Below are 22,476 nucleotides of genomic sequence, written 5' to 3'. Positions count from 1 at the left end.
GCGTGAACGCACGCAAGGCGTGCTGAACTCTGTTGCCCAACTGTGCGAGCACCGTGTCCGGCACGTCCAGCGGGTTCTGCGTGACGAAGTACACGCCGACGCCCTTGGAGCGGATCAGCCGCACGACCTGCTCGATCTTGTCCAGCAGGACCTTGGGCGCATCCTTGAAGAGCAGATGCGCCTCGTCGAAGAAGAAGACCAATTTGGGCTTGTCTTGGTCGCCCGCCTCGGGAAGCTCCTCGAACAGCTCGGACAGCAGCCAGAGCAGGAAGGTCGAGTAGATCGCCGGGGTGTGGACGAGCGTGTCCGCGGCGAGGATATTGATGTAGCCGTGGCCGTTCTCGTCGGTCTGCATCATGTCCTGCAGCGCGAGCGCAGGCTCGCCGAAGAGGAGATCCCCGCCCTGCTTCTCGATCACCAGCAAGCGGCGTTGGATCGCGCCCACGCTCGCCGACGAGACGTTGCCGTAACGGGTCTGGAGCTCCGCGGCGTTCTCGGCCACATGTGCCAACAGGGCACGCAGATCCTTCAGATCGAGGAGCAGCCAGCCGTTCTCGTCGGCGACATGGAAAACGATATTGATGACACCTTCCTGCACCTCGTTGAGATTGAGCAAACGCGACAGGAGGAGCGGTCCCATCTCGGTCAAGGTGGTGCGAACCGGGTGACCCTGCTCGCCCTGGATGTCCCAAAACATCACCGGATTGCCGGCATAGACGAAACCTTCGTCCTGCTCCAGACCCATCTCGGCGACCCGCTCGGCGACGCGCTTGTTGCCGCCTCCAGGCTGGCTGATACCCGCGAGATCGCCCTTGATGTCGGCAAGGAACACAGGCACGCCGATACGGCTGAACTGTTCGGCAAGCCGTTGGAGCGTCACCGTCTTCCCGGTACCCGTTGCCCCCGCGACCAGACCGTGCCGGTTGGCCATGCGCGAGAGGATCGAGACCGAATCGGGCCCCTTGCCGACGAGGATAGACTGGGTCATATCAGGCACTCCGTGTATCGCCAATGTGGGTGATCCGAGCCATCGCGGCCGGCAACACGCCGAGGTGCAGCGCCGAGCGGTCGGGGGCGTCAAGTATACCCGGGCGAGTCTCGCCGCGACCGCCCGGCCTTGTGTCGCCGCGTCTCGGACCCCTGTCGCGCGGCACGCTTCGCGGGGCTCGTATCGGCCCCCGCTCAGTCCGGCTCGGCGAGTGAGTCGACATCGATCTCCCAGCGGTCGAGCATTTGGCGATAGATCACGAGCTCGGCGTCGGAGAAAAAGCCGTCCGAGCGCGCCAGCAACAGAAGCATCCGTGCCAAGTTCCGACGCGCGACGCGGTCCGTGACCGGGGCCAGGATGGTGTCGACCCAATCCGGATCGGCGAGCCCGACGAAGCGGGCGGTGCCGGCATGGGCGATGAGGTCGTCGCAGTAACCGTCGAGGATCCGCGCGAAGTCGTCGCGGTCGACACCGAAGCGCTCGAAAACACCGAGCTCCTCGAGCATGTCCATCTCCTCGTCCTTCACCTCGCCATCGCCGATGATGAAGAGTGAGATGACGCGCAGCATGGCCTCGGCGCTGTTGTCCGCGTAGGGGGTGATCTCGGGCATCCTCGTCCTGGCTCCTCGGTAATTTTGTTGTCGTGACGGTCGAGCGATGATCGCACAAACCCGAGCGCGCCGCCGTGTGCAGGCCCGGATCCAAACCCGGGCCCGAGTCAACCCCCTCGAGTTTGCGTTCTCGGGAGCAGAGGCTCCAAAATGATACCGGCTCCGGGCGCGCGCTTCGCGCGACCCGGATCGGACGTTCCGATCGACCTCCACGGACGCGACAGACATGTTCTTCCCAGTCGACGACATAAGCCGCCGCAAGGCCAAGACGCCGCATGAGCTGGCGATGGTCAACCTGATCGTCTTCAATCTTCTGATCGGGGTCGCGCTGCTCGCGGGCTCGATGGCGGAGCCGGATTCGATGATCGGGCGCTACAAGTGGCTTGCAGTCTCGATCCCGCTCGCCATCTCCCTGGTCTTGATCGGCGTGACCTGGATGAGGTCCCGGCGACCCGGCAATGACATGCGCTGGTTCGCCGCAATCCACTGGCGCCTGGCCGCGAGCCGCTATCGCCTGATCCTGATCGCCTACCTGGTGTGTGCCGCGATCCTGAGCATCGCCCTGCTCGGAAAAACGGACGAGACCGAGATCGCGGCACAGCTCAAGACCCTGCCCTCGGCGATGCAGGAGATGGAGCGGCACAAGATCGAGTCGCAGGACATGGCCAGCGCCATTTGGGCACGCATCGGCGTCGTGCCCCTGTTGCTTGCCGTCATGGTGACCATCATGCTCGAATCCGGCGCGCTCTACCAAGCCGGACGCGGAGAGCTGCCCGATGCCTTGGTCGCACGATTCCCTCCGCCGGACGGGCTCGTCGGGAGCGAGACCGAACCGCCGCCTGCATGATATACGGCAACCTCCGACCTTTTATTCCGAAGATCACTCACAACGTTCAACCACGACAGGAATTGACCATGTCAAAACCATCCCTTTACCTCACCACGGTACTCTTAGCTGCTATGACGACACCCGCTCTTGCTGACAACCCCAAGGTCGCGCTGGACGTGACGATCGGCGGCGAGCCCGCCGGCACCATCACGATCGAGCTCTTCGCCGACGTGGTCCCGAAGACGGCCGAGAACTTCCGTGCGCTCTGCACCGGAGAGAAGGGCATGGGCAAGAGCGGCAAGCCGCTCGCCTATGCCGGCAGTCCCTTCCATCGCATCATCCCGGGCTTCATGATCCAGGGCGGGGACTTCACCCGCGGCAACGGCACGGGCGGCGAGTCCATCTACGGAGAGAAGTTCGCCGACGAGAACTTCGAGCTGAAGCACACCGAGGCCGGGATCCTCTCGATGGCGAATGCCGGCCCCAACACCAACGGGTCGCAGTTCTTCATCACGGTCGATGCGACACCTTGGCTGGACGGCAAGCACGTAGTCTTCGGCAAGGTCGTCGAGGGCATGGACGTCGTCGAAGCGATGGAGGCCCAAGGCTCGCGCTCCGGCGGAACCAAGACCGAAGTGGTCCTCGCGGACTGCCGCGCGCTCTGACGTCGACAGGATCCTCGACCCGTTTCGGGTCGAGGGTCGCACCATTTCGGGGCCGCCTCTGGCCCCGAGCCGCTGCCAGACCGACCGAACCCTCCGCATCGCGATGAGCCAGGCGAGCGCGGATGGCCTGGCCACGATCCGCCCGTCACCCTCACCCGACCTCACAAGATCCAATTGATCTCCAAGCACGACTCCGACGGCGACACCGCCGCTCGGGATTGAATTTCACGATGAATGGACTCAGAGTTTCCAAAAGATGACAGGCGTCGTAGGATTTTGGTGCAGTCCTTGCCTCAGGATCCGCGTCTTCGACCTCATTTCAGCCAGAAGCACCGAGGATCCAGCCATGTACGACATCGATCTCGACCGAGACTATCGTGACGCCCGACCCCGCTCGGCGGAGTGTCTCCGCCCGGACGGCCAGCCCGAGCTACGGATGCAGACGTGGGCCGAATTGCAGTGGGCGACCGAGCACCAAAAACGCTTCGGCCCCTATGCCCGACAGATCGAGGCCGATGTCCTGAGCAGTCTCGGCTGACTCGTGCCCGGCGGGACATGCAATGTATCCCGCCGAGCTCAAGCCCTTATGCACCCGCAACGCCGGCGACGCGCAGTACAGAGCGGAGCTCCCCTAACGATTCGTGGCGATTCGATAGACCGCTTTGCTATCGCGCTTTCCCACAGCCACAACGAGGATGAGCAACTCGGCGTCCCGAACCTCATAGACGAGTCGGTAGCCCACCATTCGCAGTTTGATCTTGTGGCGGTTTGAGCGCCCCGAGAGTTGGGCCGCCGGGACGCGCGGATTGAGCAGGCGTTCGGCGAGTTTCTTTTTGAACTGGGTTCTGACCGATGGATCCAAGTTGACCCATTCCTTCAGCGCCTCCGGATGGAAGGCCAGTTCATAGATCATCCAAAGACACCTTCTGTGGTGCCTGTCCGTCTGCGAGGCGGGCATCCGCCAGCGCATTGAGCTCCAAGTCTTCCAGCCGATCCATCAGCGCCTCGTATGCATCAGCCGGCACGCAGTAAAAGGCCGGCTCATTGCGGTTGAGGATGGCGACCGCAAAGCCGTCGCCAGCCGCCACCGTCCCCATGGGGTTCCTCTTCAATTCGGACACGCTGGCGGTGACCTCCGCTAGGATGATATGAGCCATGACGATCTCCGCTCGATTCAAGGTGCTCAGAATAGCATCCGGAATAGGTCTCTGCGCAAGTCTAGATCCTCGGGGTGAACTGCCCTGAGCTACGAAAAACCGGGGTAGTTACTGGGGTAGCGCTCGCGCCTTCTCCAAACCAGAGAGGTCGGGCTTTGTCGTTTCGGGATCCTGCACTATATTCCGTACCGAGTTGCCGTACGGAGGAGGCCGAGAGATGGACACCGTCACCGTGAACCAATTCCGCGACAATCTACGCGCGCATGTTGAAAAGGTCATCGCAGAGCATGAACCGCTGAAGGTTTCACGCCGCAACGGCGAGGACTTTGTCGTCCTCAGCGCCGAGGATTGGGAGCGCGAGCAAGAAACACTCTATGTTCTCCAGAACCGATCACTGATGGAACAAATCGCTCGCTCTTCTCAGACACACGCACTGGCGAGTGGCTACCGCCCGGCACCGGAGCAGCTTGCTGCGATCAATCGTCTTTGAGGGCGATACCTGGGAGCAATACGAGGCGCTTCGGGACACAGACAAGCGACTGCACCGCAATCTGTGCCGCATCATCAAGGACATGCAACGCGGCGATCCCGCAACGGGCATCGGCAAGCCGGGGGCGTTGAAACACAACCTGAGCGGACTCCGGTCACGTCGTCTGTCACAGCAAGACCGCGTGATTCATCGGTTCGACGACGAGTCGATCTACATCTTTGCGATCGGCGGTCACTGTGATCATCGTTGAGCGCGTTTGAATCCGCCTTCGGACACGCAGCGCGATGAAACTGAGTGCTGCGGCGGAATCCCCGGCATCAAGTTGGCTCAATCAGCGTAAGATTCGGCGCTTACTTCTCCGAAAATGCGGAACAAGCCGCGGGGAGCACTCGCTATGCACCCACGTACAAAACCTCGGCCCGGTCTCTACGAACAACTTGAAAGCCTACCCGAAGAGGTCGTAGGGGAGATCCTCGACGGCCAACTCTACGTCCAGCCGCGTCCGGCGTGGCCCCACATCGTGGCGGCGTCTGGCCTTGGCTACGAGCTGATCGGGCCCTTCCAACGTGGACGCGGCGGCCCCGGCGGTTGGTGGATCGTCGACGAGCCTGAATTGCATTTCATCCGAGACGCCGAGGTCGATGTACCGGATCTTGCCGGCTGGAGGCGCGAGCGCATGCTCAACCATCCCCCCGTCCATCGCATCGAAGTCGTGCCGGATTGGATCTGCGAGGTCCTCTCCCCGTCCACCGAAAGCAAGGACAGGAATATCAAAATGCCGATCTACGCGGAGTTCGGCGTGTCCTACGCGTGGCTGGTCGACCCTCTAGCACACACATTGGAAGCCTACGCACTCGAAGATGGAGCCTGGAGAGAGATCGGCCGTTTTGCCGGTGCGGCCTCGGTGTCGGTCGCACCCTTCGATGCGGTGGCCATCAACCTGAGCGATCTCTGGGCGCCAACGGCATAGAAGAGACCGACGCGACCGGCCGTACCAGGCTCATGCCGACACACGGCAAACCCGGCCCGTTTTGCATCGGAACGCGGCTGGCGTAAACTCTTGCCTCTTACTATGTAAGATTTAGAGCACCCACGATGTCGACCGTGACCGTCTCGGACAAGGGCCAGGTGGTCATCCCCGCCGCAATCCGTCAGCGGCTCGGAATCGCACCCGGCAGCAAACTGGATTTCGAGCTCGAAGGCGACAGCATCCGGGTCCGAATCATCCGCACCATCAAGCAGACGCGACCCGAGGACGGCTTCGGGCTGCTGAGGTGCGACCGGCCCGGAGTGCGAAACCTGTCGGACTTCGATGTGGCGACCGCGATGCGGGACGAGCGCGATGATCGCCCTTGATACCAACATCCTGGCCCGCTTCTATGTCGATGACCCCTGCGACCCGGAAGCGGCCACACAACGACCGATCGCCTACAAGATCCTCGTCGAGAGTCCCAGCCTGTTCGTCCCGCTCACTGTCGTTTTGGAGCTCGAATGGGTGCTGCGCGCCTTTTACCGCTTCGATGCGGCACAGGTGATTCAGGTCCTGACGCACCTGCTTGGGCTACCGAACGTCAACGTCGAGGAGGTCGACCGGATCGCGGCCGCGCTGGAGCTTCTCGAACAGGGTTTGGACTTCGCCGATGCCCTTCATATCGCCGGCAGCCGTCACTGCGAGGCGCTCTATACCTTTGATGACCGTCGGGTTGGGCGACGCGCGCAACGCTTGGGCGTGGGCACTCAAATTGTGGTTCCCGGCTCCGAGCTGTACTCAAGGGTGCCGTAAACAGAACCCGCGAGGAATGCGAGGGGCATCCCCAAGACAGCCGTTTCCGGCCGACGGCACGATACAAACAGGAGCCTCGATGGCCAGTCAGGATTCGAACAACAACGACCTCGCCTATGCCGACACCCTGTGGAAGTCGGCCGATGCGCTGCGCGGTCAGGTGGACGCGGCCGAGTACAAGCACGTCGTGCTGGGCCTGCTGTTCCTGAAGTACATTTCCGATGCCTTCGCGGCCAGGCGCGAGGGCCTCATGGCCGAGCTCGAAGCGGACGGCATCACCGGCGTCCAGATGGAGAGCCTGCTGGAGAGCCGCGACGAGTACACCGCCGAGCGCGTCTTCTGGGTACCGCCCGAGGCGCGCTGGCAGAACCTGCAGAACCAGGCCATCCGGCCCGACATCGCCACGCTGATCGACGACGCCATCCTCGCCGTCGAGCGTGACAACCCGAATCTCAAGGGAAAGCTGCCGCGCGACTACGCCCGCCGCAGCATCGCGCCCGAAAAGCTCAAGGGCCTGATCGACCTGATCGCCAACAGCGACTTCAAAGGCGACCGCGCCAAGGCCCGAGACAGTCTCGGCCGCGTCTACGAGTACTTCCTCGGCAAGTTCGCTCAGGCCGAGGGCAAGCTCGGCGGCGAGTTCTTCACGCCGCGCTGCATCGTGCGCCTGCTGGTGGAGATGCTCGAACCCTACGAGGGCCGCGTCTACGACCCCTGCTGCGGCTCCGCGGGCATGTTCGTGCAGTCCGAGCGCTTCGTCGAGGCCCACGGCGGACAGACGACCGACATCTCCATCTTCGGTCAGGAGTCCAACCCCACCACCTGGCGACTGGCGCACATGAACCTCGCGATCCGCGGCATCGAGGCCAACCTGGGCTCCCAGCCCGCGGACACCTTCCTGCGCCACCTGCACCCGGATCTGAAAGCCGACTACATCCTCGCCAATCCGCCATTCAACATCTCGGACTGGTCCGGCAAGCTGCTGGAGAAGGACGTGCGCTGGCGCTACGGCACCCCGCCCGCCGGTAACGCCAACTACGCCTGGATTCAGCACTTCATCCATCACCTGGCGCCACCGAACGGTCATGGCGGCGGGGTCGCCGGCTTCGTCATGGCCAACGGCTCGCTGTCGTCCGGCTCCGGGGGCGAGGGCGAGATCCGCCAACGCATCGTCGAGGCCGACCTAGTCGACGCCATCGTCGCGCTGCCGGCCCAGCTCTTTCTCACCACCGGCATCCCCGCCTGCCTCTGGTTCCTGACCCGCGACAAGACCGGCCGCAACCTCAAGCACGGCGCCCCCAATCGAAAGGAGGGGCGCTGCGGCGAGACACTGTTCATCGACGCCCGCAAGCTCGGCACCCTGCAGACCCGAACGCTGCGGGTGCTAACCGGCGGCGACGGCGGCGAGACCCTGCTCGCCGATGGACTCGGCGACCCCCGCCCGGACTCCGACATCGGCCGCATCGTCTACGCCTTCCGCCAATGGCGCGGCGAGCCCGCCCCCGCCTGGTGGGACGCCGCCGAACACGGCGACTGGACCTACCGCGACATCTCTGGCTTCTGCAAGGCGGAGACCATCAACGGCATCCGCAAGCACGGGTTCGTGCTCACCCCTGGCCGCTACGTCGGTGCCGAGGAGCAGGAAGAGGACGGCGAGCCATTCGAGGAGAAATACCCGCGCCTGCTGGCGGAGCTGGAGGCGTGCTTCGTAGACGGTGAGCGTTTGATGGGGGTGGTGCGCGAGCGGCTGAAGGGGGTGGGCAATGGCTGATCGGCCGACGGCTCCCGAGTTCCAGCCCCAACCCGACCCTTTCTCGCTCCCACGCTCCAGCTTGCGAGGGTCGTCGAGCAGCTCCAGCGGTCCGTCTCAACCCACTGAACAGCATCCGCCTGGAAGACGCGACGCCGAAGCATGGACAAGCACGACACGTGCGACTTTTGGCGAACTCATTGATGGCGGTATCTTGGATGTCACCGATGGATACCGTGCAAAGAACTCTGAACTCGGTGGCACCGGCTTAATCTTCCTACGCGCAGGACACGTAACAGATACCCATATCAACTTTGCGGGGGTTGATCGATTCCGCGACGAGTTGACGCCCCGACTTGAAGAAAAGCTATCGAAGGCCGGCGATGTGGCCGTGACAACAAAGGGAAACTCGACAGGCCGCACGACCTTTGTTACTCCAAAAATGCCCCTATTCGTCTATTCGCCGCACCTAAGCCGTTGGCGCTCTCTGGACTATGATCAGCTCGAACCAGGGTTTCTTCGTTACTGGTCAAACAGCCGTGAGTTCGATGTACAGCTCCACGGGATGGCTGCCTCGACGGATATGGCGCCCTACCTCAGCCTGCGTGACCAGCGGCGACTACAGATCACGTTACCACCCATTGACGAACAACGCGCCATCGCCGGTGCCCTCGGCGCACTCGACGACAAGATCGAGCAAAACCGGCGGACGGCGCAGGCGCTGGAGCGGCTGGCACGGGCGATCTTCCGCGCCTGGTTCGTGGACTTCGAGCCGGTGCACGCCAAGGCCGCGGGCGCGACCTCCTTACCATCCATGCCCAAGCCCGTCTTCGACGCCCTACCCAACCGCTTTGTCGAATCCGAGATCGGCCCCGTACCGAAGGGGTGGGAACTTAAACCGATTGCAGCGATTGCAACCTTCCTCAACGGTCTCGCACTTCAGAAATACCCCCCACGCGGAGACGGTCAAGATTTACCCGTTATCAAAATCGCGGAGCTTCGAAAGGGCTCGACCAATGGGACCGACTGGGCGAATGGCGATGTGCCCGAGCAGTACGTGATCAACGATCGCGACTTGTTGTTCTCATGGTCCGGTACGCTTGAGACCGAGTTCTGGTTTGGCGGCAAGGGCGCCTTGAATCAGCATCTGTTCAAAGTCACCTCAGCCCATTATCCGAACTGGTTCTGCTTGCTCTGGGTTCGTCAGCACTTGCCGTGGTTCCGTGCCGTTGCAGCAAGCAAGGCAACAACGATGGGGCACATCAAGCGAGGTCATCTCCAAGAAGCACTCGTCATCGTTCCGTCATCTGAGATATTGCACGCGGCTGACCGTGCTATCGGACCGCTCTACCAACATTACGCCCAGGTCATGCTGGAGTCCCGAGCGCTGGCACGACTGCGCGATTATCTGCTACCCAAGCTCCTATCCGGAGAAATACGCCTACAGGTTCCCAGGGAGTCGCATGGCCAGTCTTGATGGGAGCTTTGAGCTTCTTAGCTGCCGACAGCTGTTCGAACGGTATCCGACATCCGCCTCGCTTCGATCAGCCGTCGAGGTTATCGAGCGAACGATCAAGAGCGAGCCCGGCATCGCATTCACACACTGTCGTGGGCTGCTCGAAACCGTCTGCATCACGATCCTGACAGATCGCGGCATCGAGATTTCGCCCAACCCGAACCCGAACTGGCTGATGTCGCAGGCGATCCAAACACTGGAGCTAACATCGCTGGATCGCGACGACAAAGAAGCCGAGCAGGGCGTTGCCAGCATACTCAGGGGCCTGAATTCTCTCGTCGACGGCGTGGTTAAGGTGCGTAATAGCCAAGGGGTGGGGCCGCATGGCCGGGACGCACTGGATAACGTGCTGTCGGTCGATTACGCGATCCTAATCGCAACCGCCGTAGATGCTGCCATTGGCTTGATGTTCAGGCTGCATCAGGAACAGATCGGGCGCGATCCGATTAACTATCTCAGATTTGCGGTCCATGACGATTTCAACGCCTACCTGGACGGCAGGTATTCGGACATCGTGATCGAAGAAGTGCCGATCAGCGCCAGTCAAGCGCTCTACAGCCAGGATAGGCTGGCGTATCGGAAGAGTCTTGTGGAATTTAGAAATCGCCCTGACGGGGACGAGGACGACTTCAGTGAGGGTGAAACTCTCCCGGAGGGAGTCGATGGATGAGCTAACCGCTGAACTTGCCGCGTCAGCCTGGTTCGAGGCGGTCCCTGTTCGGGTCTTGCTGGCTAAAGATCTCGACGATGACCACGACGCAGGCCATGTTTCGATCCTTGGCACGGTTCTGAACGGCGCTGTCAGAAGGCTCAATCCTGGATTACCTCAGGAGACGATCGAAGGCGTGATGCGCACCCTCGCCCACCCGCCGCATCCCACCCTGGTCCAGAACAACCGCTGGTTTCACTCGCAGCTGACTAATGGCGTCGAGGTGGAATACGGCGATACCGTCTCGGGCGAGACCCGGGGCGGACGCGCCCGGCTCGTGGACTTCGACGACCCGCTCGCCAACGACATCCTGGTAGTGCGCCAGCTCACGGTCACCGGATCCTGCGGCAAGACGATCCGGCTGGACCTGGTGGTGTTCCTGAACGGCTTGCCCATCGCGGTGATCGAGCTCAAGGACCCGACCGACCCGCAGGCCGATCTCACGGCGGCCATCGAGCAGCTCGACCGCTATCAAGCGACGGTGCCTGACCTCTTCGTTGCGAACCTGGTGCGAGTGGTCTCGGACGGGATGCTGACGCGGGTCGGCTCCATCACCAGCGACCGCAGCCGCTTTATGCCTTGGCGACCGCTCGCGGATGACGGCGGAGGCGCGCCGACGCTGGAGGCGCTGATCCGTGGGCTCTTCGAGCCGCGGGCTCTGCTCGACTATCTGCGCAGTTGCGTAGTCTTCGAGGAGGACCCACACGGCGAGATCGTCAAGAAGATCGCCGGGTATCACCAGTTTCGTGCCGTGCGCAAGGCGCGCTCAAACGTGCTCGCACATCTGAAGCCCGCCGGCGACGGGCGCGGCGGGGTGATCTGGCACACCCAGGGCTCGGGCAAGTCGCTGACCATGCTGATGCTGGCAGGCGCCTTGATCCGCGAGCCCTACCTCGCCAATCCGACGCTGGTGCTGATCACCGACCGCAATGACCTGGACGACCAGCTCTTCGACACCTTTGCAGCCGGGCGCGCGCTGCTGCGGCAGGACCCGGTGCAGGCCACGAGCCGCGATCACCTGAGGGACCTGCTGGACCGCGCCGCCGGCGGCGTGGCGTTCACGACCATCCAGAAGTTCGCCGAGGCCCACGGCGTGATCTCCGAGCGCGCCAATGTCGTGGTGCTGGCGGACGAGGCACACCGCAGCCAATACGGCTTCGTCGAGGGCGGCGCGCGCTGGATGCGCGAGGCGCTGCCGAACGCGACCTTCGTCGGCTTCACCGGCACGCCGCTGGAGCGCGACGACAAGAACACCATCCATGTCTTCGGCGATTACGCGGACGTCTACGACATCCGCCAGGCAGTGGAGGACGGCGCCACCCGGCCGCTCTATTACGAGTCGCGCATCGTCAAGCTCAAGGTGGACGAGGACGGGGCGCGGATAGCCGAGGACGAGGTGGACTACGTCGTCAAGGCCGATCGTAAGGGCGCCGACCCCGACGAGCGCATCCGCGTGCGGCTGGAGTCGCTGGTCGGTGCGCCGGAGCGCCTGGAGCGCCTGGCGACGTTCATCGTCGAGCACTGGGAGAAGCGGCGTGCGGCGATGGAAGGCAAGGCGATGGTGGTGACCATGAGCCGGGACATCGCGGCGCGGCTCTACGAGCAAATCCGCGTGCTGCGACCGGCCTGGCACGATGCGGACGACGAGCGCGGGGCCATGAAGGTGGTCGTCACCGGCAGCGCCGAGGACCCGGAGCCCTTGCGCGACCATGTCCGCACCAAGGCCGCGCGCAAACGCCTGGCCGAGCGCTTCAAGGACCCGGCGGATGATCTGCGCCTGGTCATCGTCTGCGACATGTGGCTGACCGGCTTTGATTGTCCGCCCGCCCATACGCTGTATCTCGACAAGCCGTTGGCCGGGCACAATCTGATGCAGGCCATCGCGCGGGTCAACCGGGTCTGGGGCGACAAGCCGGGCGGGCTGATCGTCGATCTGCTCGGGCTCGCCGACCAACTGGCCGATGCGCTGGCCACCTACAGCCGCGCCGGCGGCACCGGGCAGGCCGTGCGACAGGTGCAGGACGAGGCGATGCCGGCGATGCAGTCGGCCTTCGAGACGCTGCGCGATTTCTTCCACGGCTGCGACTACGCCCGGGCACTCGACGCCGCGCCGCGCGATGTGCTGCCGGTGTATCTGGCGGCTATCGATCATGTGCTGGGACAGGACGACGGCTGGACGCGCTTTCGCACCCTGGTCAAGGAGCTCGCGACGGCCTTCGCGCTCGCCGTGCCGCGGCCGGAAACCGACCTGATCGCACCGCACCTGGCCTTCTTCCAGCGCGCGGCGGCGATGATCCGCAAGCGGCTGGCGGACGACGGCGATCGTCCGGACAGCCGCGCGCGGCAGCGGGACATCGATGCCGCGGTGCGGCAGGTGATCGGCGGCGCGGTGGATGCGGACGAGGTGATCGACTTGTTCGCTGTGGCCGGCCTCGACGAGGCGCGGCTGGACATCCTGAGCGATGCGTTCCTGAAGCGCGTGGCCGCGCTGGAGCAGAAGAATCTGGCCCTGGAGACGCTGCGCAAGCTGCTGAACGATCAAATCCGCAGCACTGAGCGCAGCAACCTGGTGCGCAGCCGCAAATTCCGCGAGGCGTTGGAAGACGCGCTGCTGCGCTACACCAACAAGGCCATCACGACGGCTGAGATGATCGCCCGTCTGATCGACCTGGCGCGGGACCTGCGCGAGGCGCAACGGCAGGGCGATGCGCTCGGGCTGAGTACGGAGGAGATCGCGTTTTACGACGCGCTGGCCGAGAACGCCTCGGCGCGCGAGGTCATGCAAAGCGACGCGTTGCGGCTGATGGCCCGCGAGCTGACCGAGATGGTACGCCGGATGCCGAAGCTCGACTGGACACAGCGCGAATCGGTCCGGGCCACCCTGCGGCGCAACGTCCGGCGCCTGCTCGCGAAGTACGGCTATCCGCCGGATCTCGCAGAGGGCGCCACCCAGCTTGTGCTGCGGCAGGCGGAGTTGTCGACCGAGGATTTCGTCGAATAGGGGACGTATTACGAGGGAGCCACACGTGACGGACGCGATCGGATGTCGCGATTAGTCCGCATTTCCGGGCTTCGCGCCAAACTCGAATGGATTGAGAAGCACAATGCCGAAGGAGGAGAAGTCGGCAACGTTGCGCGTGACGACGGTGAGCCCCTTTACCTTGGCAATCGAGGGGCCAGGCCTGGGCGCCGGCGAGCCTTGCCGCGTTCCGGCACCAGCATATCGGTCCGGGCCGTATCGGCCAGCAGGAGCTGCTTCAGCGAGGGGCGGGCGGCCGCCTGAAGGCGGCGACACTCATGGATGGGCACTAGCACGGCGGTTTCAGTGCCCCGTCGCGTGACCACCTGGGGGCCATCGGTCACACAGGCATCCAGAAACTCGCTGAAGCGAGCTTTGGCGTCCTGAACTGACCAGACACGCATAGACAGGCTCCTGCAAGGCGGGAAAATGACTGGGTTTGTAATGAGGTGTTGGCTCCCGACGCGGGGATCAAGAACAAGGCTATTTCCGATCAATTCAATACTCCTAAACCAGGATGCCGACCCAGCCATGACCAACCCCCGCCTCATCTTGCTGACCGCGTTCGCGATGATCGCTTTCGCCGCGAACTCTTGGCTGTGCCGGGCAGCACTGCGCGATACGGCCATCGATGCAGCCAGCTTCACATCGATCCGATTGATCTCGGGCGCGCTGATGCTCTGGCTGCTCGTCTGGCTGACCGGGAAGGCACGTGCGGGTGCGGGCAATTGGCCTTCGGCGTTCGCCCTGTTCGGCTACGCGGCACTCTTTTCGTTCGCTTACCTGAGCTTGACCGCAGCGACCGGCGCACTGCTTTTGTTCGGTGCCGTACAGGTGACCATGATCGCACTCGGACTCCGGGGTGGCGAACGCCTCGACGGCATTCAGATCGTCGGTGTCGCATTGGCCTTCGGCGGACTCGTCGGCCTGCTGATGCCGGGGCTTTCCGCACCTCCGTTGGTGGGTGCACTCATGATGATCGGTGCCGGAATGGCCTGGGGTGTCTACTCGGTGCGGGGCAAAGGGGCCGGCGACCCGATCCGTGTCACGGCCGGCAACTTTCTGCTGACCGTGCCGATCACGGCGTTGTTGAGCCTGCTGATGATCACGGAGGTCTCGCCGGATGCGGTCGGTATCGGCTATGCCGTCGCCTCGGGCGCCCTGACTTCGGCACTCGGCTACGCGCTTTGGTATCGAGTCCTGCCGATGTTGCGGGCGACGAGCGCGGCTACGGTCCAGCTCAGCGTACCCGTGATCGTGGCGATCGGCGGGGTCGCCCTGCTCGCCGAGCCGATCACGCTGCGTCTCGTGCTCGCCTCCGCAGCAGTGCTCGGCGGGATCGCCTTGGTGATCCTCGAGCGTGACCGGGTCGGTGGTCTCAGATAGATCCTCTCGACACCCCGCTGCATCAGCCGCCGAACCTTTCCGTGAGCCAAGCCGCCATGAGGGTGTCGTACTCCATGGTCTTGCCGATCCCCTCCTCGTCGGTCAGTCGCGGTTTCGGGGCGCCCGGTCCGGTAAGCCAGACGGCTAGGTCTTCGGGTGCCGACACCTGCGGTGCGCACCGCTTGGACAGGCCCAAGGCCGCAATACGTGCCAGCGTCTGGTCTTGGGCCTCGGCCAGATTGTCCAGGGTCTGTTGCGGATCGGTCTTGCCCCGGACAGCGTCTCCGATGCGCGTCCACCAGAGTTGCGCCAGCTTCGGGTAGTCCGGGACATTGAGTCCGGTCGGGGTCCAGGCCAGGTGTGCCGGGCTGCGATAGAACTCAACCAGACCGCCGAGTCGGGGTGCCGCCGCGGTCATGGCCTCGGAGGCGAGGTCGCTGCGGCGAATCGGGGTCAGCCCGACCAGGGTCTTTTTGAGCGACACGCTCTTGCAGACGCAGAACTGTGCGCAGAGCCAGGCCGCCCGACGGCGCTCTAGCGGGGTCGTCGCGGGCAGGGTCCAGGCCCCGCAGTCCTGGTAGCCGAGCTTCATGCCGGGCTCCCAATAGGCGCCGTGGGGCGATGGCGCGACCCGCCATTTCGGCAGTCCATCGCTGTCCATCACGGCCGAGCCGGGCTTGACCAGATCGGGCGTGAAGGCGCTGTACCAGAAGACCTGCTGGGCGATGTCGCCGCTTGCGGGCACCGGGCCTGCGTCCGTGAAGGTCATGTTCAGCGCCTCCGGGGGCGCAAAGGCGCGCAGCCACTTCAGATACTTGCGCAGGGCGTAGACCGCGGCCGGGCTGTTGGTCGCGCCGCCGCGCGAGACGGAAGACCCGACCGGCCTGCAGTCCTCCACCCGGATGCCCCATTCGTCCACCGGCGTGCCGTTGGGCAGTCCCGGATCCCCGACTCCGGCCATGGCGAGCCAGGCGTCGGTGAAGCGCCAACCGAGCGAGGAGTCGACCTTCCCGTAGTCCATGTGTCCGTAGACCCGTCGCCCGTCGATCTCGCGGACCTGGTTCGTGAAGTAATCGGCGATGTCCTCGTAGGCCTTCCAATTGAGCGGAACGCCAAGCGGATAGCCGTAGCGGGTCTCGAAACCCGCTTTCAGATCGTCGCGCCGGAACCAGTCGTATCGGAACCAGTAGAGGTTCGCGAACTGCTGGTCGGGCAATTGGTAGAGGACACCGTCGGGACCGGTGGTGAAGGCGCGACCGATGAAATCGTCCAGATCCAGCGTCGGAAGGGTCACATCGGCGCCCTCGCCAGCCATCCAGTCCGACAGCGGCACGACGGCGTCGCTGCGGAAATGCGTCCCGATGAAGTCCGAGTCGTTGACATAGGCATCTTAGAGGTTGCGCCCGGTCCGGGTCTGGCGCTGGATGCGCTCGACGAGCTCGCCCTCGTGGATCAGGTCGTGCTGGACCCGGATGCCCGTGATCTCGTGGAAGGCCCGAGCGAGTATGCGTTGCTCGTAGACATGGGTCGGGATGGTCTCGGAGACGACGTGGATGCGCTGCCCCCGGAAGGGTGCGGCCGCGCGGATGAGGAACTGCATCTCGGCCATCTGCGCGTCGGGATCCAGGGTCGAGGGCGTGAGCTCGCTCGTCAGCCAGCGACGCGCGGCAGCCGATCGCGCTGGGTCGATGTCGGCTGGCGGCCTGTCGGACTGCCGGGCCGAGGGAAGACCGGGCAGCGCCGCGCCGCCGAGCAGCGCGGCGGCAGCTCCGAGGAATCGGCGCCGGCTCGTTCGGACGGGTTGCTCTCGCGTGCGTCGACTCATCGGATATCTCCCATCGGCTTCGCTCGCGCGGACGCGGGTTTCACCGAAACTGCACGCTGGTCGGGTCTTGCAACGCCAAATACAGGAGACCGGCCAGCCCGGCGCCGATCAGCGGCCCCACCACCGGAATCCACGCATAGCCCCAATCGCTGTCGCGCTTGCCGCCCGGCATGGGCAGCAGGGCATGGACGATCCGAGGCCCGAGATCACGCGCCGGGTTGATCGCATAGCCGGTCGTGCCGCCGAGGCTCAGACCGATGGCCAGAACGAGCAGACCGACCGGCAGGGCATCCAGAGCCCCCAGCCCGAAGACGGACACGGCGAGGAAGTGCACCGCGAGCACCAGGACAAAGGAGCCGATGGCCTCGGAGAAGAGGTTCGACGGTGCGTTGCGCACGGCCGGAGCCGTGCAGAAACAGCCGAGCTTGAGGTCCGGATCCTCCGTGCGTGCGAAATGCGGCCAGTAGGTCAGCCAGACCAGCACCGCACCGATCATGGCGCCGATGAACTGCGCCAGGACGTAGGCGGGCACCTGCCCCCATTCGAACTTGCCGGCGACCGCAAGGCCGACCAAGACCGCCGGATTCAGGTGGGCGCCGCTGAATGCGGCGACCGTGAACACGGCCACGAACACGGCCATGCCCCAACCCCAGACGATGACGATCCAGCCGCCGTTTTGGCCCTTGGTCGCAGTTAACAGGACGTTGGCGACGACACCGTTGCCGAGCAGGATCAGCAGAGCGGTTCCGATCAGCTCTCCAAAGAATGGGGTCATGCCCGTTGCCCTCAGGTGGTGTTGTCGTCGCGGAACCTGCTTGGAGCCAGGCTCGGAGTCCCGGCACGGAGCGCCGACTCGACGTCAGGCGGCGTCCGACTCCAGGTGGCGGGATTGCGCCCGCGTGACGCTTCGAGACTCGCCGAAATACTCCTGGTAACGCGCCTGCGCGGCCTCGCCGAAGAGGATCCCGCAAGCCTCCATCAGCCCATCCGCCTCCTGGATCTGCCGGCGCGGCACCACCAGGGCGATCTTGGAGCGACGGCGCAGGAAATCCTCGAGCGTGACGATCATCTCCTGGCGCTTGGCGAGCTGGATCTCGCAGCGCAGATAATCCGTCCCCTTGATCAAGACCTCGGCCCGGCGCGGATCCTCGCGGATCTGCGCAAGCAGCTCGAAGGCCTGCTGGTCGTAGCGACGCCACAGCCGGCTGGAGAGCGGCTCGATGGACTCGGGCGAGGTGTAGCTGTCCAGGTTCATCAAGCGCGCTTGGTGGATATATTCCTCGTAGACCGAGCGGTGCGGCTCGCCGTACCAACGGTACCCGGCATGCGGCAGGGCGATGCCGAGCCCCGCGACGATCCGCGAGACCTCGTTGCCGACGTTCACGCAGTCGGTGAGCTTGCCGCCGAAGATGGACAGATGCGCACGCGCGCGATCGACGTCGATCTCATGCTTGCGGGAGAGCTGCATCCAGTCGCGCCCGCTGCCGTCGCCGCTTTGGCGCTTCACCACCAACGGCCGAACACCGCAGCGCTCGGCGATGATGTCCTCGCGCGTGAGCGGTACCGCCAACGCGACCCGCTTGTTGATGTTCTCCAGCACGAAGTCGCGATCCTCTTCGGTGACCTCGGTCTGCGGTGTGTCGACGCGGTTGTCGGTGGTGCCGATACAGGTGCGCACGCCCATCGGGATGACGAAAAACAGCCGTCCGTCGTCGGCGAAGAAGGTCAGGATCCGCTGATGGGGCGTGATCCGCGGCACGATCAGATGGATGCCTTTGGAGAAGAGGTGCTGATGCTCGGTCTGCTCCCCGGTGAGTTGATTGTGATCGTCGACGAAAGGGCCGGCGGCGTTGATCAGGACCTTGGAGCGGATCTCGAAGGTCTCGCCGGTCCGGGTATCGCGCGCGCGGGTGATCCAGAGCTCACCGTCGCGCCGTGCGCCGAGCGACTCGACATAGTTCGCCGCGATGCAGCCGCGATCCATCGCCGAGCGCACGAACTGGAAGACAAAGCGTGAGTCGTTGTCGTGCAGATAGGCGTCGGAGTATTCGAATCCGCCGGCCGCCTTGTCGGTCTTCACCACCGGCTCCTCGCGGTGGATGCGGTCTTTGGTGAGGAAGCGCGGGATCCGGGTGAAGCCGTTGCCGAAAAGCCAGTAGACCCAAGTACCGAGCCACAGAAAGAAGGGCGAGAATCGAAACCCGCGGTCGATCGTCGCGAAGAAGCGGATCTCCTTCACTCGGCTCGGGTAGCTGCGGATCAGCTCGTTGCGGCTCAGGCACAGCTTGCGCACGAGCAGGTAATCGCCGCTTTCGAGATACTTGATGCCGCCCCAGGCCAGGTTCGACGATTGCTGGCTGGTGAAGCCCGCGAAATCGCGCTTGTCGATCAGCGCCACTTGGGCGCCCTTGCCCGACAGCGCGGCGGCGGAGACCGCCCCGTTGATCCCGCCGCCGATTATCAGGGCGTCATAGACCACACCCTCGCGCAGCTTGGCGATATTGCTCTCGCGCAAAGTCATATGACTGCTCCTCCGGGATCAGAAACGATCCTAAATCAACACGAACAGGTAGGTTGGGCAAAGCATAGCGTGCCCAACCCGCGCCGGCATCGCAGAGAGCAGTTGGGCACGCTGCGCTTTGCCCAACCAACGGCCGATAGCGCTCGTGTCTGTACACGTTGCTTTTGAACCGTCACTCATCGCCCGCGGCCGGATCAGTCGTCATCGTGAGCCCAGCCCTTGGAAAGCTCGACGGCCTTGTGCCAGCGTTTGAACAAACGCTCGCGCTTAGCCGCGTCGAAGCGCGGGTGATAGCGCACATCCAGCGCCCACTTCTCGGCGATCTCCTCGCGGCTCGCCCAGAAGCCGACGGCGAGGCCGGCGAGATAGGCCGCGCCGAGCCCCGTGGTCTCGGTGATCCTCGGGACCTCGACCGTGACGCCCAGGATGTCGGCCTGAAACTGCATCAGGACGCTGTTGACCGCAGCACCGCCGTCGCAGCGCAGCTCCTTGAGACGAATGCCGGAGTCGCGCTCCATCGCCTCGATCACGTCGCGCGTTTGATAGGCCATGCTCTCGAGCACCGCGCGCGCGACATGGCCCCGAGTCGTCCCCCGCGTGATCCCGATCAGCAAGCCACGCGCATAAGGATCCCAATGCGGGGCACCGAGACCCACCAGGGCCGGCACGAAGTAGACCCCTTCGTTCTCCGCTACCGATCGCGCCAGCTCGCGTGTCTCGGAGGCATGCCGAATCATGCCGAGCCCGTCGCGCAGCCACTGCACTGCGGAGCCGGTGACGAAGATCGCGCCCTCGAGCGCGTATTCCACCGGCTCGTCCCCCACACCCCAGGCGATGGTCGTGAGCAGGCGCTCGTCGCTCGCGACCGCCTCGGTCCCGGTATGCATCAGCACGAAGGAACCGGTCCCGTAGGTGTTCTTCGCCATCCCCGGGCTATGACAGGCTTGGCCGAACAAGGCCGCCTGTTGATCCCCGGCGATGCCGGCGACCGGGATGCCGTGCGTGCCGAAGAACATCTGCGGATCGGTCTCGCCGTAGATCTGCGAGGAGGGACGCACCTCGGGCAGCATGGCGGCCGGGATCTCGAATAACGCCAGCAGCTCCGCGTCCCACTGCAGGTCGCGGATGTTGTAGAGCATGGTGCGGGATGCGTTGGAATAGTCGGTGATATGCACGCGGCAGCCCGTCAGCCGGTACACCAGGCAGGAGTCGATGGTGCCGAAACAGATCTCGCCGCGCTCGGCCCGCTCGCGCAGACCCGGTTGGTTGTCCAGGATCCACTTCAGCTTGGTGCCGGAGAAGTAAGGATCGATGACCAAGCCGGTCTTGGCACGGACCATCTCCTCGAGACCGCGAGACTTGAGCTCGTCGCAATAGCGTGCGGTCCGCCGATCCTGCCAGACGATGGCTCGCCCGACCGGGCGACCCGAGTCGCGCTCCCACACGACCGTCGTCTCGCGCTGGTTGGTGATGCCGATGGCCTGGATCTCGTCGGGCGGAACGCCGCCGGCACGCAAGGCCTCGGCGATCACCTTCATCGTGATCAGCAAGATCTCTTCGGCGTCGTGCTCGACCCATCCCGGCTTGGGATAATGTTGTGTGAGCTCGGAGTAGGCACGCGCACGGACCAACCCGGCATGATCGAAGACCAACGCCGTCGTACCCGTGGTGCCTTCATCGATGGAGAGGATATAACCGCTGTTCATCGCTCGACTCTCGCCTCCGCTGGTGGTGTGACGGCGGCACATCCCTGTGGTTGTTTTTCTCGAGGGGCCGATAACGCGGTCTCCCGATCGCGTCGGGCCGGATCCCGGCCGATCGCGGGTCGGCGTTTGCCTGGACGTTCTCGTCCTGAACGCGATCGATCATCCTACCGCGCCGCCCGGTATTCGAAATCACCTGAGTCTAGTACGCGCGAAGGCAGGTCGCTTGCCACCGGGCCCATGAACAGCCAACCTATAGCCAGTCTCTTCCTGAGCGAGGTCATTCGGTGTTCAAACAAGCCCAATACACGCAGGATCGGGATTTTACCGAGGCAAGCATGGCGGGCCGCGGCGGAGCGGACGCTGCGCTGAGCTGGTGCTCGTACTTCTTGCCGCTCTCGCCCTGAGCGGCTGTGCGACGCTGTATGACTCGCATCGATTCATCGAGGAACCGGAGCGTTCGGATCGTTTCGTCCTACCGGACGAGGCGACCAACGTTGTCGGGGACGTCAAGGTCGTGGTTGCTCGATACGAAGACACGCTCCCGGATTTCGCGCGTCGCTACGGGGGTTGGGCCACGACGAGATCGTCGCGGCGAACCCCGGCGTCGACCCCTGGCTCCCGGGAGACGGGACGCGCGTGGTCCTTCCGACCCAGTACGTTCTGCCGGACGCCCCGCGCGAAGGCGTGGTCGTGAACCTCGCGACACTGCGGCTGTTCTATTTTCCCAAGCGCAAGGTGACGGTCGTGAACCAGCCCTATCTCGTCGGATCGCGCGGCGGCGAGCTCTAACTGGGGGCACACGCGCAGCTCGCCGAGGACGAAAAGCGCTGGAAAGGTAGTCTGAAACCGATGGAGAAGGCGATCGAGACCGAAACCGCCGACGGCCCCGACATCGTCGATTGGGAGAAGGCACGGGCAGTGGCATTGGAGGCACGCGGGTTTCCGCTTCCGATCTCCCCCGGCAGCCCCGGTCTCGAGGATGTCGTCGCCCGCGCACGTCGAGTGCCTCGAATTCCGCCGTGGGCGGAGGTCGAGGGCGGAGAGACCTGAAGCTCGACCTCGTGCCCCTGCGGTCGATGATCCTTTGCGACCTGGGCGCCTTCTTCCGGCAGGTCGCGACCCCCATGATCTTAGAGACGTCAGCGAACCAGAGAACCCATGTCATGAACGCAAAGATCGTGACGGTCCGCCCCGAGCTTCCCACCGACACGCTGCAGCGGCTGCCCAACTTCGTAGGCATCTCCGAGGCCACCGCCGGCGCCTCGGGAATATCGATGAACCTGGTGGTCATCCCGCCCGCAGGCGAGGCCGAGCCCCACCTGCACTTGGGATTCGAAACCGCCATCTATCTGCTCAAGGGCCGCGTCGAGACACGCTACGGCGAGAATCTCCGGCACTCGGTCGTCAACGACGAAGGCGATTTCATCTTCATTCCCGCAGGTCTACCCCACCAACCCAGAAATCTGAGCGACACCGAGCCGGCGCTCGCCATCGTCGCGCGCAACAACGCCAACGAGCAGG

General features: G+C 64.2%; 26 protein-coding genes. 16 read left to right on the top strand and 10 right to left on the bottom strand.

The window, feature by feature from the left end:
- Positions 1-988: helicase HerA-like domain-containing protein (locus VLR48_RS13855; protein ID WP_325292362.1), on the bottom strand; the 988-nt coding region annotated here is incomplete at its 3' end.
- Between the two features lie 194 nt (positions 989-1,182).
- Positions 1,183-1,599 (bottom strand): TerB family tellurite resistance protein, encoded by a 417-nt coding sequence (locus VLR48_RS13850; protein ID WP_325292361.1) that lies wholly within the window; start codon positions 1,597-1,599, stop codon positions 1,183-1,185.
- Between the two features lie 226 nt (positions 1,600-1,825).
- Between VLR48_RS13850 and VLR48_RS13845 the strand changes: the two genes are divergently transcribed.
- The 3 genes from VLR48_RS13845 to VLR48_RS13835 all read left to right on the top strand — a co-directional run bounded on the left by VLR48_RS13845 (position 1,826) and on the right by VLR48_RS13835 (position 3,631).
- Positions 1,826-2,446: a hypothetical protein gene (locus VLR48_RS13845; RefSeq protein WP_325292360.1), complete on the top strand. Its 621-nt coding sequence runs from the start codon at positions 1,826-1,828 to the stop codon at positions 2,444-2,446.
- 68 nt (positions 2,447-2,514) lie between these two features.
- On the top strand, positions 2,515-3,093 hold the full coding sequence (locus tag VLR48_RS13840) for a peptidylprolyl isomerase (protein ID WP_325292359.1): 579 nt from the start codon (positions 2,515-2,517) through the stop codon (positions 3,091-3,093).
- A 346-nt stretch (positions 3,094-3,439) separates the two neighbouring features.
- Positions 3,440-3,631, top strand: coding sequence for a hypothetical protein (locus tag VLR48_RS13835; RefSeq protein ID WP_325292358.1), 192 nt, complete (start codon positions 3,440-3,442; stop codon positions 3,629-3,631).
- Positions 3,632-3,724: 93 nt separating this feature from the next.
- On the opposite strand, the gene VLR48_RS13830 is transcribed toward VLR48_RS13835, so the two are convergent.
- The gene (locus tag VLR48_RS13830) at positions 3,725-4,006 is read right to left on the bottom strand and encodes a type II toxin-antitoxin system RelE/ParE family toxin (RefSeq protein ID WP_325292357.1); all 282 of its coding nucleotides are present in this window, start codon (positions 4,004-4,006) and stop codon (positions 3,725-3,727) included.
- Positions 3,996-4,250 (bottom strand): type II toxin-antitoxin system Phd/YefM family antitoxin, encoded by a 255-nt coding sequence (locus VLR48_RS13825; protein ID WP_325292356.1) that lies wholly within the window; start codon positions 4,248-4,250, stop codon positions 3,996-3,998. The genes VLR48_RS13830 and VLR48_RS13825 overlap by 11 nt, the downstream gene beginning before the upstream one ends.
- A 217-nt stretch (positions 4,251-4,467) precedes the next feature.
- Between VLR48_RS13825 and VLR48_RS13820 the strand changes: the two genes are divergently transcribed.
- The 9 genes from VLR48_RS13820 to VLR48_RS13780 all read left to right on the top strand — a co-directional run bounded on the left by VLR48_RS13820 (position 4,468) and on the right by VLR48_RS13780 (position 13,499).
- Positions 4,468-4,740, top strand: a complete 273-nt coding sequence (locus VLR48_RS13820; RefSeq protein WP_325292355.1) for a type II toxin-antitoxin system Phd/YefM family antitoxin — start codon at positions 4,468-4,470, stop codon at positions 4,738-4,740.
- The gene (locus tag VLR48_RS13815; RefSeq protein WP_325292363.1) at positions 4,721-4,990 is read left to right on the top strand and encodes a Txe/YoeB family addiction module toxin; all 270 of its coding nucleotides are present in this window, start codon (positions 4,721-4,723) and stop codon (positions 4,988-4,990) included. The genes VLR48_RS13820 and VLR48_RS13815 overlap by 20 nt, the downstream gene beginning before the upstream one ends.
- A gap of 144 nt (positions 4,991-5,134) precedes the next feature.
- A complete protein-coding gene (locus VLR48_RS13810; protein ID WP_325292354.1) occupies positions 5,135-5,710 on the top strand; it encodes a Uma2 family endonuclease in 576 nt (191 codons plus the stop codon).
- Positions 5,711-5,835: 125 nt separating this feature from the next.
- The gene (locus VLR48_RS13805) at positions 5,836-6,096 is read left to right on the top strand and encodes an AbrB/MazE/SpoVT family DNA-binding domain-containing protein (RefSeq protein ID WP_325292353.1); all 261 of its coding nucleotides are present in this window, start codon (positions 5,836-5,838) and stop codon (positions 6,094-6,096) included.
- Positions 6,083-6,523 (top strand): type II toxin-antitoxin system VapC family toxin, encoded by a 441-nt coding sequence (locus tag VLR48_RS13800; protein WP_325292352.1) that lies wholly within the window; start codon positions 6,083-6,085, stop codon positions 6,521-6,523. Before VLR48_RS13805 ends, VLR48_RS13800 begins: the two co-directional genes overlap by 14 nt.
- A 79-nt stretch (positions 6,524-6,602) precedes the next feature.
- Complete coding sequence (locus VLR48_RS13795) at positions 6,603-8,294, top strand: class I SAM-dependent DNA methyltransferase (RefSeq protein WP_325292351.1); 1,692 nt, start codon at positions 6,603-6,605, stop codon at positions 8,292-8,294.
- A 193-nt stretch (positions 8,295-8,487) separates the two neighbouring features.
- Positions 8,488-9,750 (top strand): restriction endonuclease subunit S, encoded by a 1,263-nt coding sequence (locus VLR48_RS13790; protein ID WP_325292350.1) that lies wholly within the window; start codon positions 8,488-8,490, stop codon positions 9,748-9,750.
- Positions 9,737-10,459: an abortive infection family protein gene (locus tag VLR48_RS13785; RefSeq protein WP_325292349.1), complete on the top strand. Its 723-nt coding sequence runs from the start codon at positions 9,737-9,739 to the stop codon at positions 10,457-10,459. The genes VLR48_RS13790 and VLR48_RS13785 overlap by 14 nt, the downstream gene beginning before the upstream one ends.
- Positions 10,452-13,499, top strand: a complete 3,048-nt coding sequence (locus VLR48_RS13780) for a type I restriction endonuclease subunit R (RefSeq protein ID WP_325292348.1) — start codon at positions 10,452-10,454, stop codon at positions 13,497-13,499. Before VLR48_RS13785 ends, VLR48_RS13780 begins: the two co-directional genes overlap by 8 nt.
- Positions 13,500-13,654: 155 nt before the next feature.
- Here the strand turns inward: VLR48_RS13780 and VLR48_RS13775 are convergent, their stop codons facing one another.
- Positions 13,655-13,921, bottom strand: coding sequence for a type II toxin-antitoxin system Phd/YefM family antitoxin (locus VLR48_RS13775; RefSeq protein WP_325292347.1), 267 nt, complete (start codon positions 13,919-13,921; stop codon positions 13,655-13,657).
- Positions 13,922-14,048: 127 nt separating this feature from the next.
- On the opposite strand from VLR48_RS13775, the gene VLR48_RS13770 reads away from it, so the two are divergent.
- On the top strand, positions 14,049-14,903 hold the full coding sequence (locus VLR48_RS13770) for a DMT family transporter (RefSeq protein WP_325292346.1): 855 nt from the start codon (positions 14,049-14,051) through the stop codon (positions 14,901-14,903).
- Between the two features lie 22 nt (positions 14,904-14,925).
- Here VLR48_RS13770 and VLR48_RS13765 read toward each other — a convergent pair whose 3' ends face one another.
- The 5 genes from VLR48_RS13765 to glpK all read right to left on the bottom strand — a co-directional run bounded on the left by VLR48_RS13765 (position 14,926) and on the right by glpK (position 20,955).
- Positions 14,926-16,197, bottom strand: coding sequence for an ABC transporter substrate-binding protein (locus VLR48_RS13765; protein ID WP_325292345.1), 1,272 nt, complete (start codon positions 16,195-16,197; stop codon positions 14,926-14,928).
- A 96-nt stretch (positions 16,198-16,293) separates the two neighbouring features.
- Positions 16,294-16,728: a twin-arginine translocation signal domain-containing protein gene (locus tag VLR48_RS13760; protein ID WP_325292344.1), complete on the bottom strand. Its 435-nt coding sequence runs from the start codon at positions 16,726-16,728 to the stop codon at positions 16,294-16,296.
- A gap of 40 nt (positions 16,729-16,768) precedes the next feature.
- Entirely contained in the window at positions 16,769-17,503 is a 735-nt protein-coding gene (locus VLR48_RS13755; protein WP_325292343.1) for an MIP/aquaporin family protein, read from the bottom strand.
- 84 nt (positions 17,504-17,587) lie between these two features.
- Positions 17,588-19,249 carry a glycerol-3-phosphate dehydrogenase/oxidase gene (locus VLR48_RS13750; RefSeq protein WP_325292342.1) on the bottom strand — a complete coding sequence of 554 codons (1,662 nt, stop codon included), beginning with the start codon at positions 19,247-19,249 and terminating at the stop codon, positions 17,588-17,590.
- A gap of 194 nt (positions 19,250-19,443) precedes the next feature.
- Entirely contained in the window at positions 19,444-20,955 is a 1,512-nt protein-coding gene (gene glpK / locus VLR48_RS13745) for a glycerol kinase GlpK (protein ID WP_325292341.1), read from the bottom strand.
- 567 nt (positions 20,956-21,522) lie between these two features.
- On the opposite strand from glpK, the gene VLR48_RS13740 reads away from it, so the two are divergent.
- The 3 genes from VLR48_RS13740 to VLR48_RS13730 form a co-directional block, all read left to right on the top strand.
- The gene (locus tag VLR48_RS13740; RefSeq protein WP_325292340.1) at positions 21,523-21,744 is read left to right on the top strand and encodes a hypothetical protein; all 222 of its coding nucleotides are present in this window, start codon (positions 21,523-21,525) and stop codon (positions 21,742-21,744) included.
- A 60-nt stretch (positions 21,745-21,804) separates the two neighbouring features.
- Positions 21,805-22,005, top strand: a complete 201-nt coding sequence (locus VLR48_RS13735; protein ID WP_325292339.1) for a hypothetical protein — start codon at positions 21,805-21,807, stop codon at positions 22,003-22,005.
- A gap of 113 nt (positions 22,006-22,118) precedes the next feature.
- Positions 22,119-22,476, top strand: a 358-nt coding sequence (locus VLR48_RS13730; RefSeq protein WP_325292338.1) for a cupin domain-containing protein, incomplete at its 3' end; no start/stop codon positions are given.

This window comes from Thiocapsa sp. (assembly GCF_035467215.1).
In the GTDB taxonomy this organism is placed as follows: Bacteria; Pseudomonadota; Gammaproteobacteria; order Chromatiales; family Chromatiaceae; genus Thiocapsa.
This window is presented reverse-complemented; position numbering and strand designations above follow the sequence as displayed.

Coding starts and splice junctions, on each gene's coding strand:
- VLR48_RS13850 (WP_325292361.1), bottom strand. CDS start 1,599: ATGCCCGAGATCACCCCCTACGCGGACAACAGCGCCGAGGCCATGCTG.
- VLR48_RS13845 (WP_325292360.1), top strand. CDS start 1,826: ATGTTCTTCCCAGTCGACGACATAAGCCGCCGCAAGGCCAAGACGCCG.
- VLR48_RS13840 (WP_325292359.1), top strand. CDS start 2,515: ATGTCAAAACCATCCCTTTACCTCACCACGGTACTCTTAGCTGCTATG.
- VLR48_RS13835 (WP_325292358.1), top strand. CDS start 3,440: ATGTACGACATCGATCTCGACCGAGACTATCGTGACGCCCGACCCCGC.
- VLR48_RS13830 (WP_325292357.1), bottom strand. CDS start 4,006: ATGATCTATGAACTGGCCTTCCATCCGGAGGCGCTGAAGGAATGGGTC.
- VLR48_RS13825 (WP_325292356.1), bottom strand. CDS start 4,250: ATGGCTCATATCATCCTAGCGGAGGTCACCGCCAGCGTGTCCGAATTG.
- VLR48_RS13820 (WP_325292355.1), top strand. CDS start 4,468: ATGGACACCGTCACCGTGAACCAATTCCGCGACAATCTACGCGCGCAT.
- VLR48_RS13810 (WP_325292354.1), top strand. CDS start 5,135: ATGCACCCACGTACAAAACCTCGGCCCGGTCTCTACGAACAACTTGAA.
- VLR48_RS13805 (WP_325292353.1), top strand. CDS start 5,836: ATGTCGACCGTGACCGTCTCGGACAAGGGCCAGGTGGTCATCCCCGCC.
- VLR48_RS13800 (WP_325292352.1), top strand. CDS start 6,083: ATGATCGCCCTTGATACCAACATCCTGGCCCGCTTCTATGTCGATGAC.
- VLR48_RS13795 (WP_325292351.1), top strand. CDS start 6,603: ATGGCCAGTCAGGATTCGAACAACAACGACCTCGCCTATGCCGACACC.
- VLR48_RS13785 (WP_325292349.1), top strand. CDS start 9,737: ATGGCCAGTCTTGATGGGAGCTTTGAGCTTCTTAGCTGCCGACAGCTG.
- VLR48_RS13780 (WP_325292348.1), top strand. CDS start 10,452: ATGGATGAGCTAACCGCTGAACTTGCCGCGTCAGCCTGGTTCGAGGCG.
- VLR48_RS13775 (WP_325292347.1), bottom strand. CDS start 13,921: ATGCGTGTCTGGTCAGTTCAGGACGCCAAAGCTCGCTTCAGCGAGTTT.
- VLR48_RS13770 (WP_325292346.1), top strand. CDS start 14,049: ATGACCAACCCCCGCCTCATCTTGCTGACCGCGTTCGCGATGATCGCT.
- VLR48_RS13760 (WP_325292344.1), bottom strand. CDS start 16,728: ATGAGTCGACGCACGCGAGAGCAACCCGTCCGAACGAGCCGGCGCCGA.
- VLR48_RS13755 (WP_325292343.1), bottom strand. CDS start 17,503: ATGACCCCATTCTTTGGAGAGCTGATCGGAACCGCTCTGCTGATCCTG.
- VLR48_RS13750 (WP_325292342.1), bottom strand. CDS start 19,249: ATGACTTTGCGCGAGAGCAATATCGCCAAGCTGCGCGAGGGTGTGGTC.
- glpK (WP_325292341.1), bottom strand. CDS start 20,955: ATGAACAGCGGTTATATCCTCTCCATCGATGAAGGCACCACGGGTACG.
- VLR48_RS13735 (WP_325292339.1), top strand. CDS start 21,805: ATGGAGAAGGCGATCGAGACCGAAACCGCCGACGGCCCCGACATCGTC.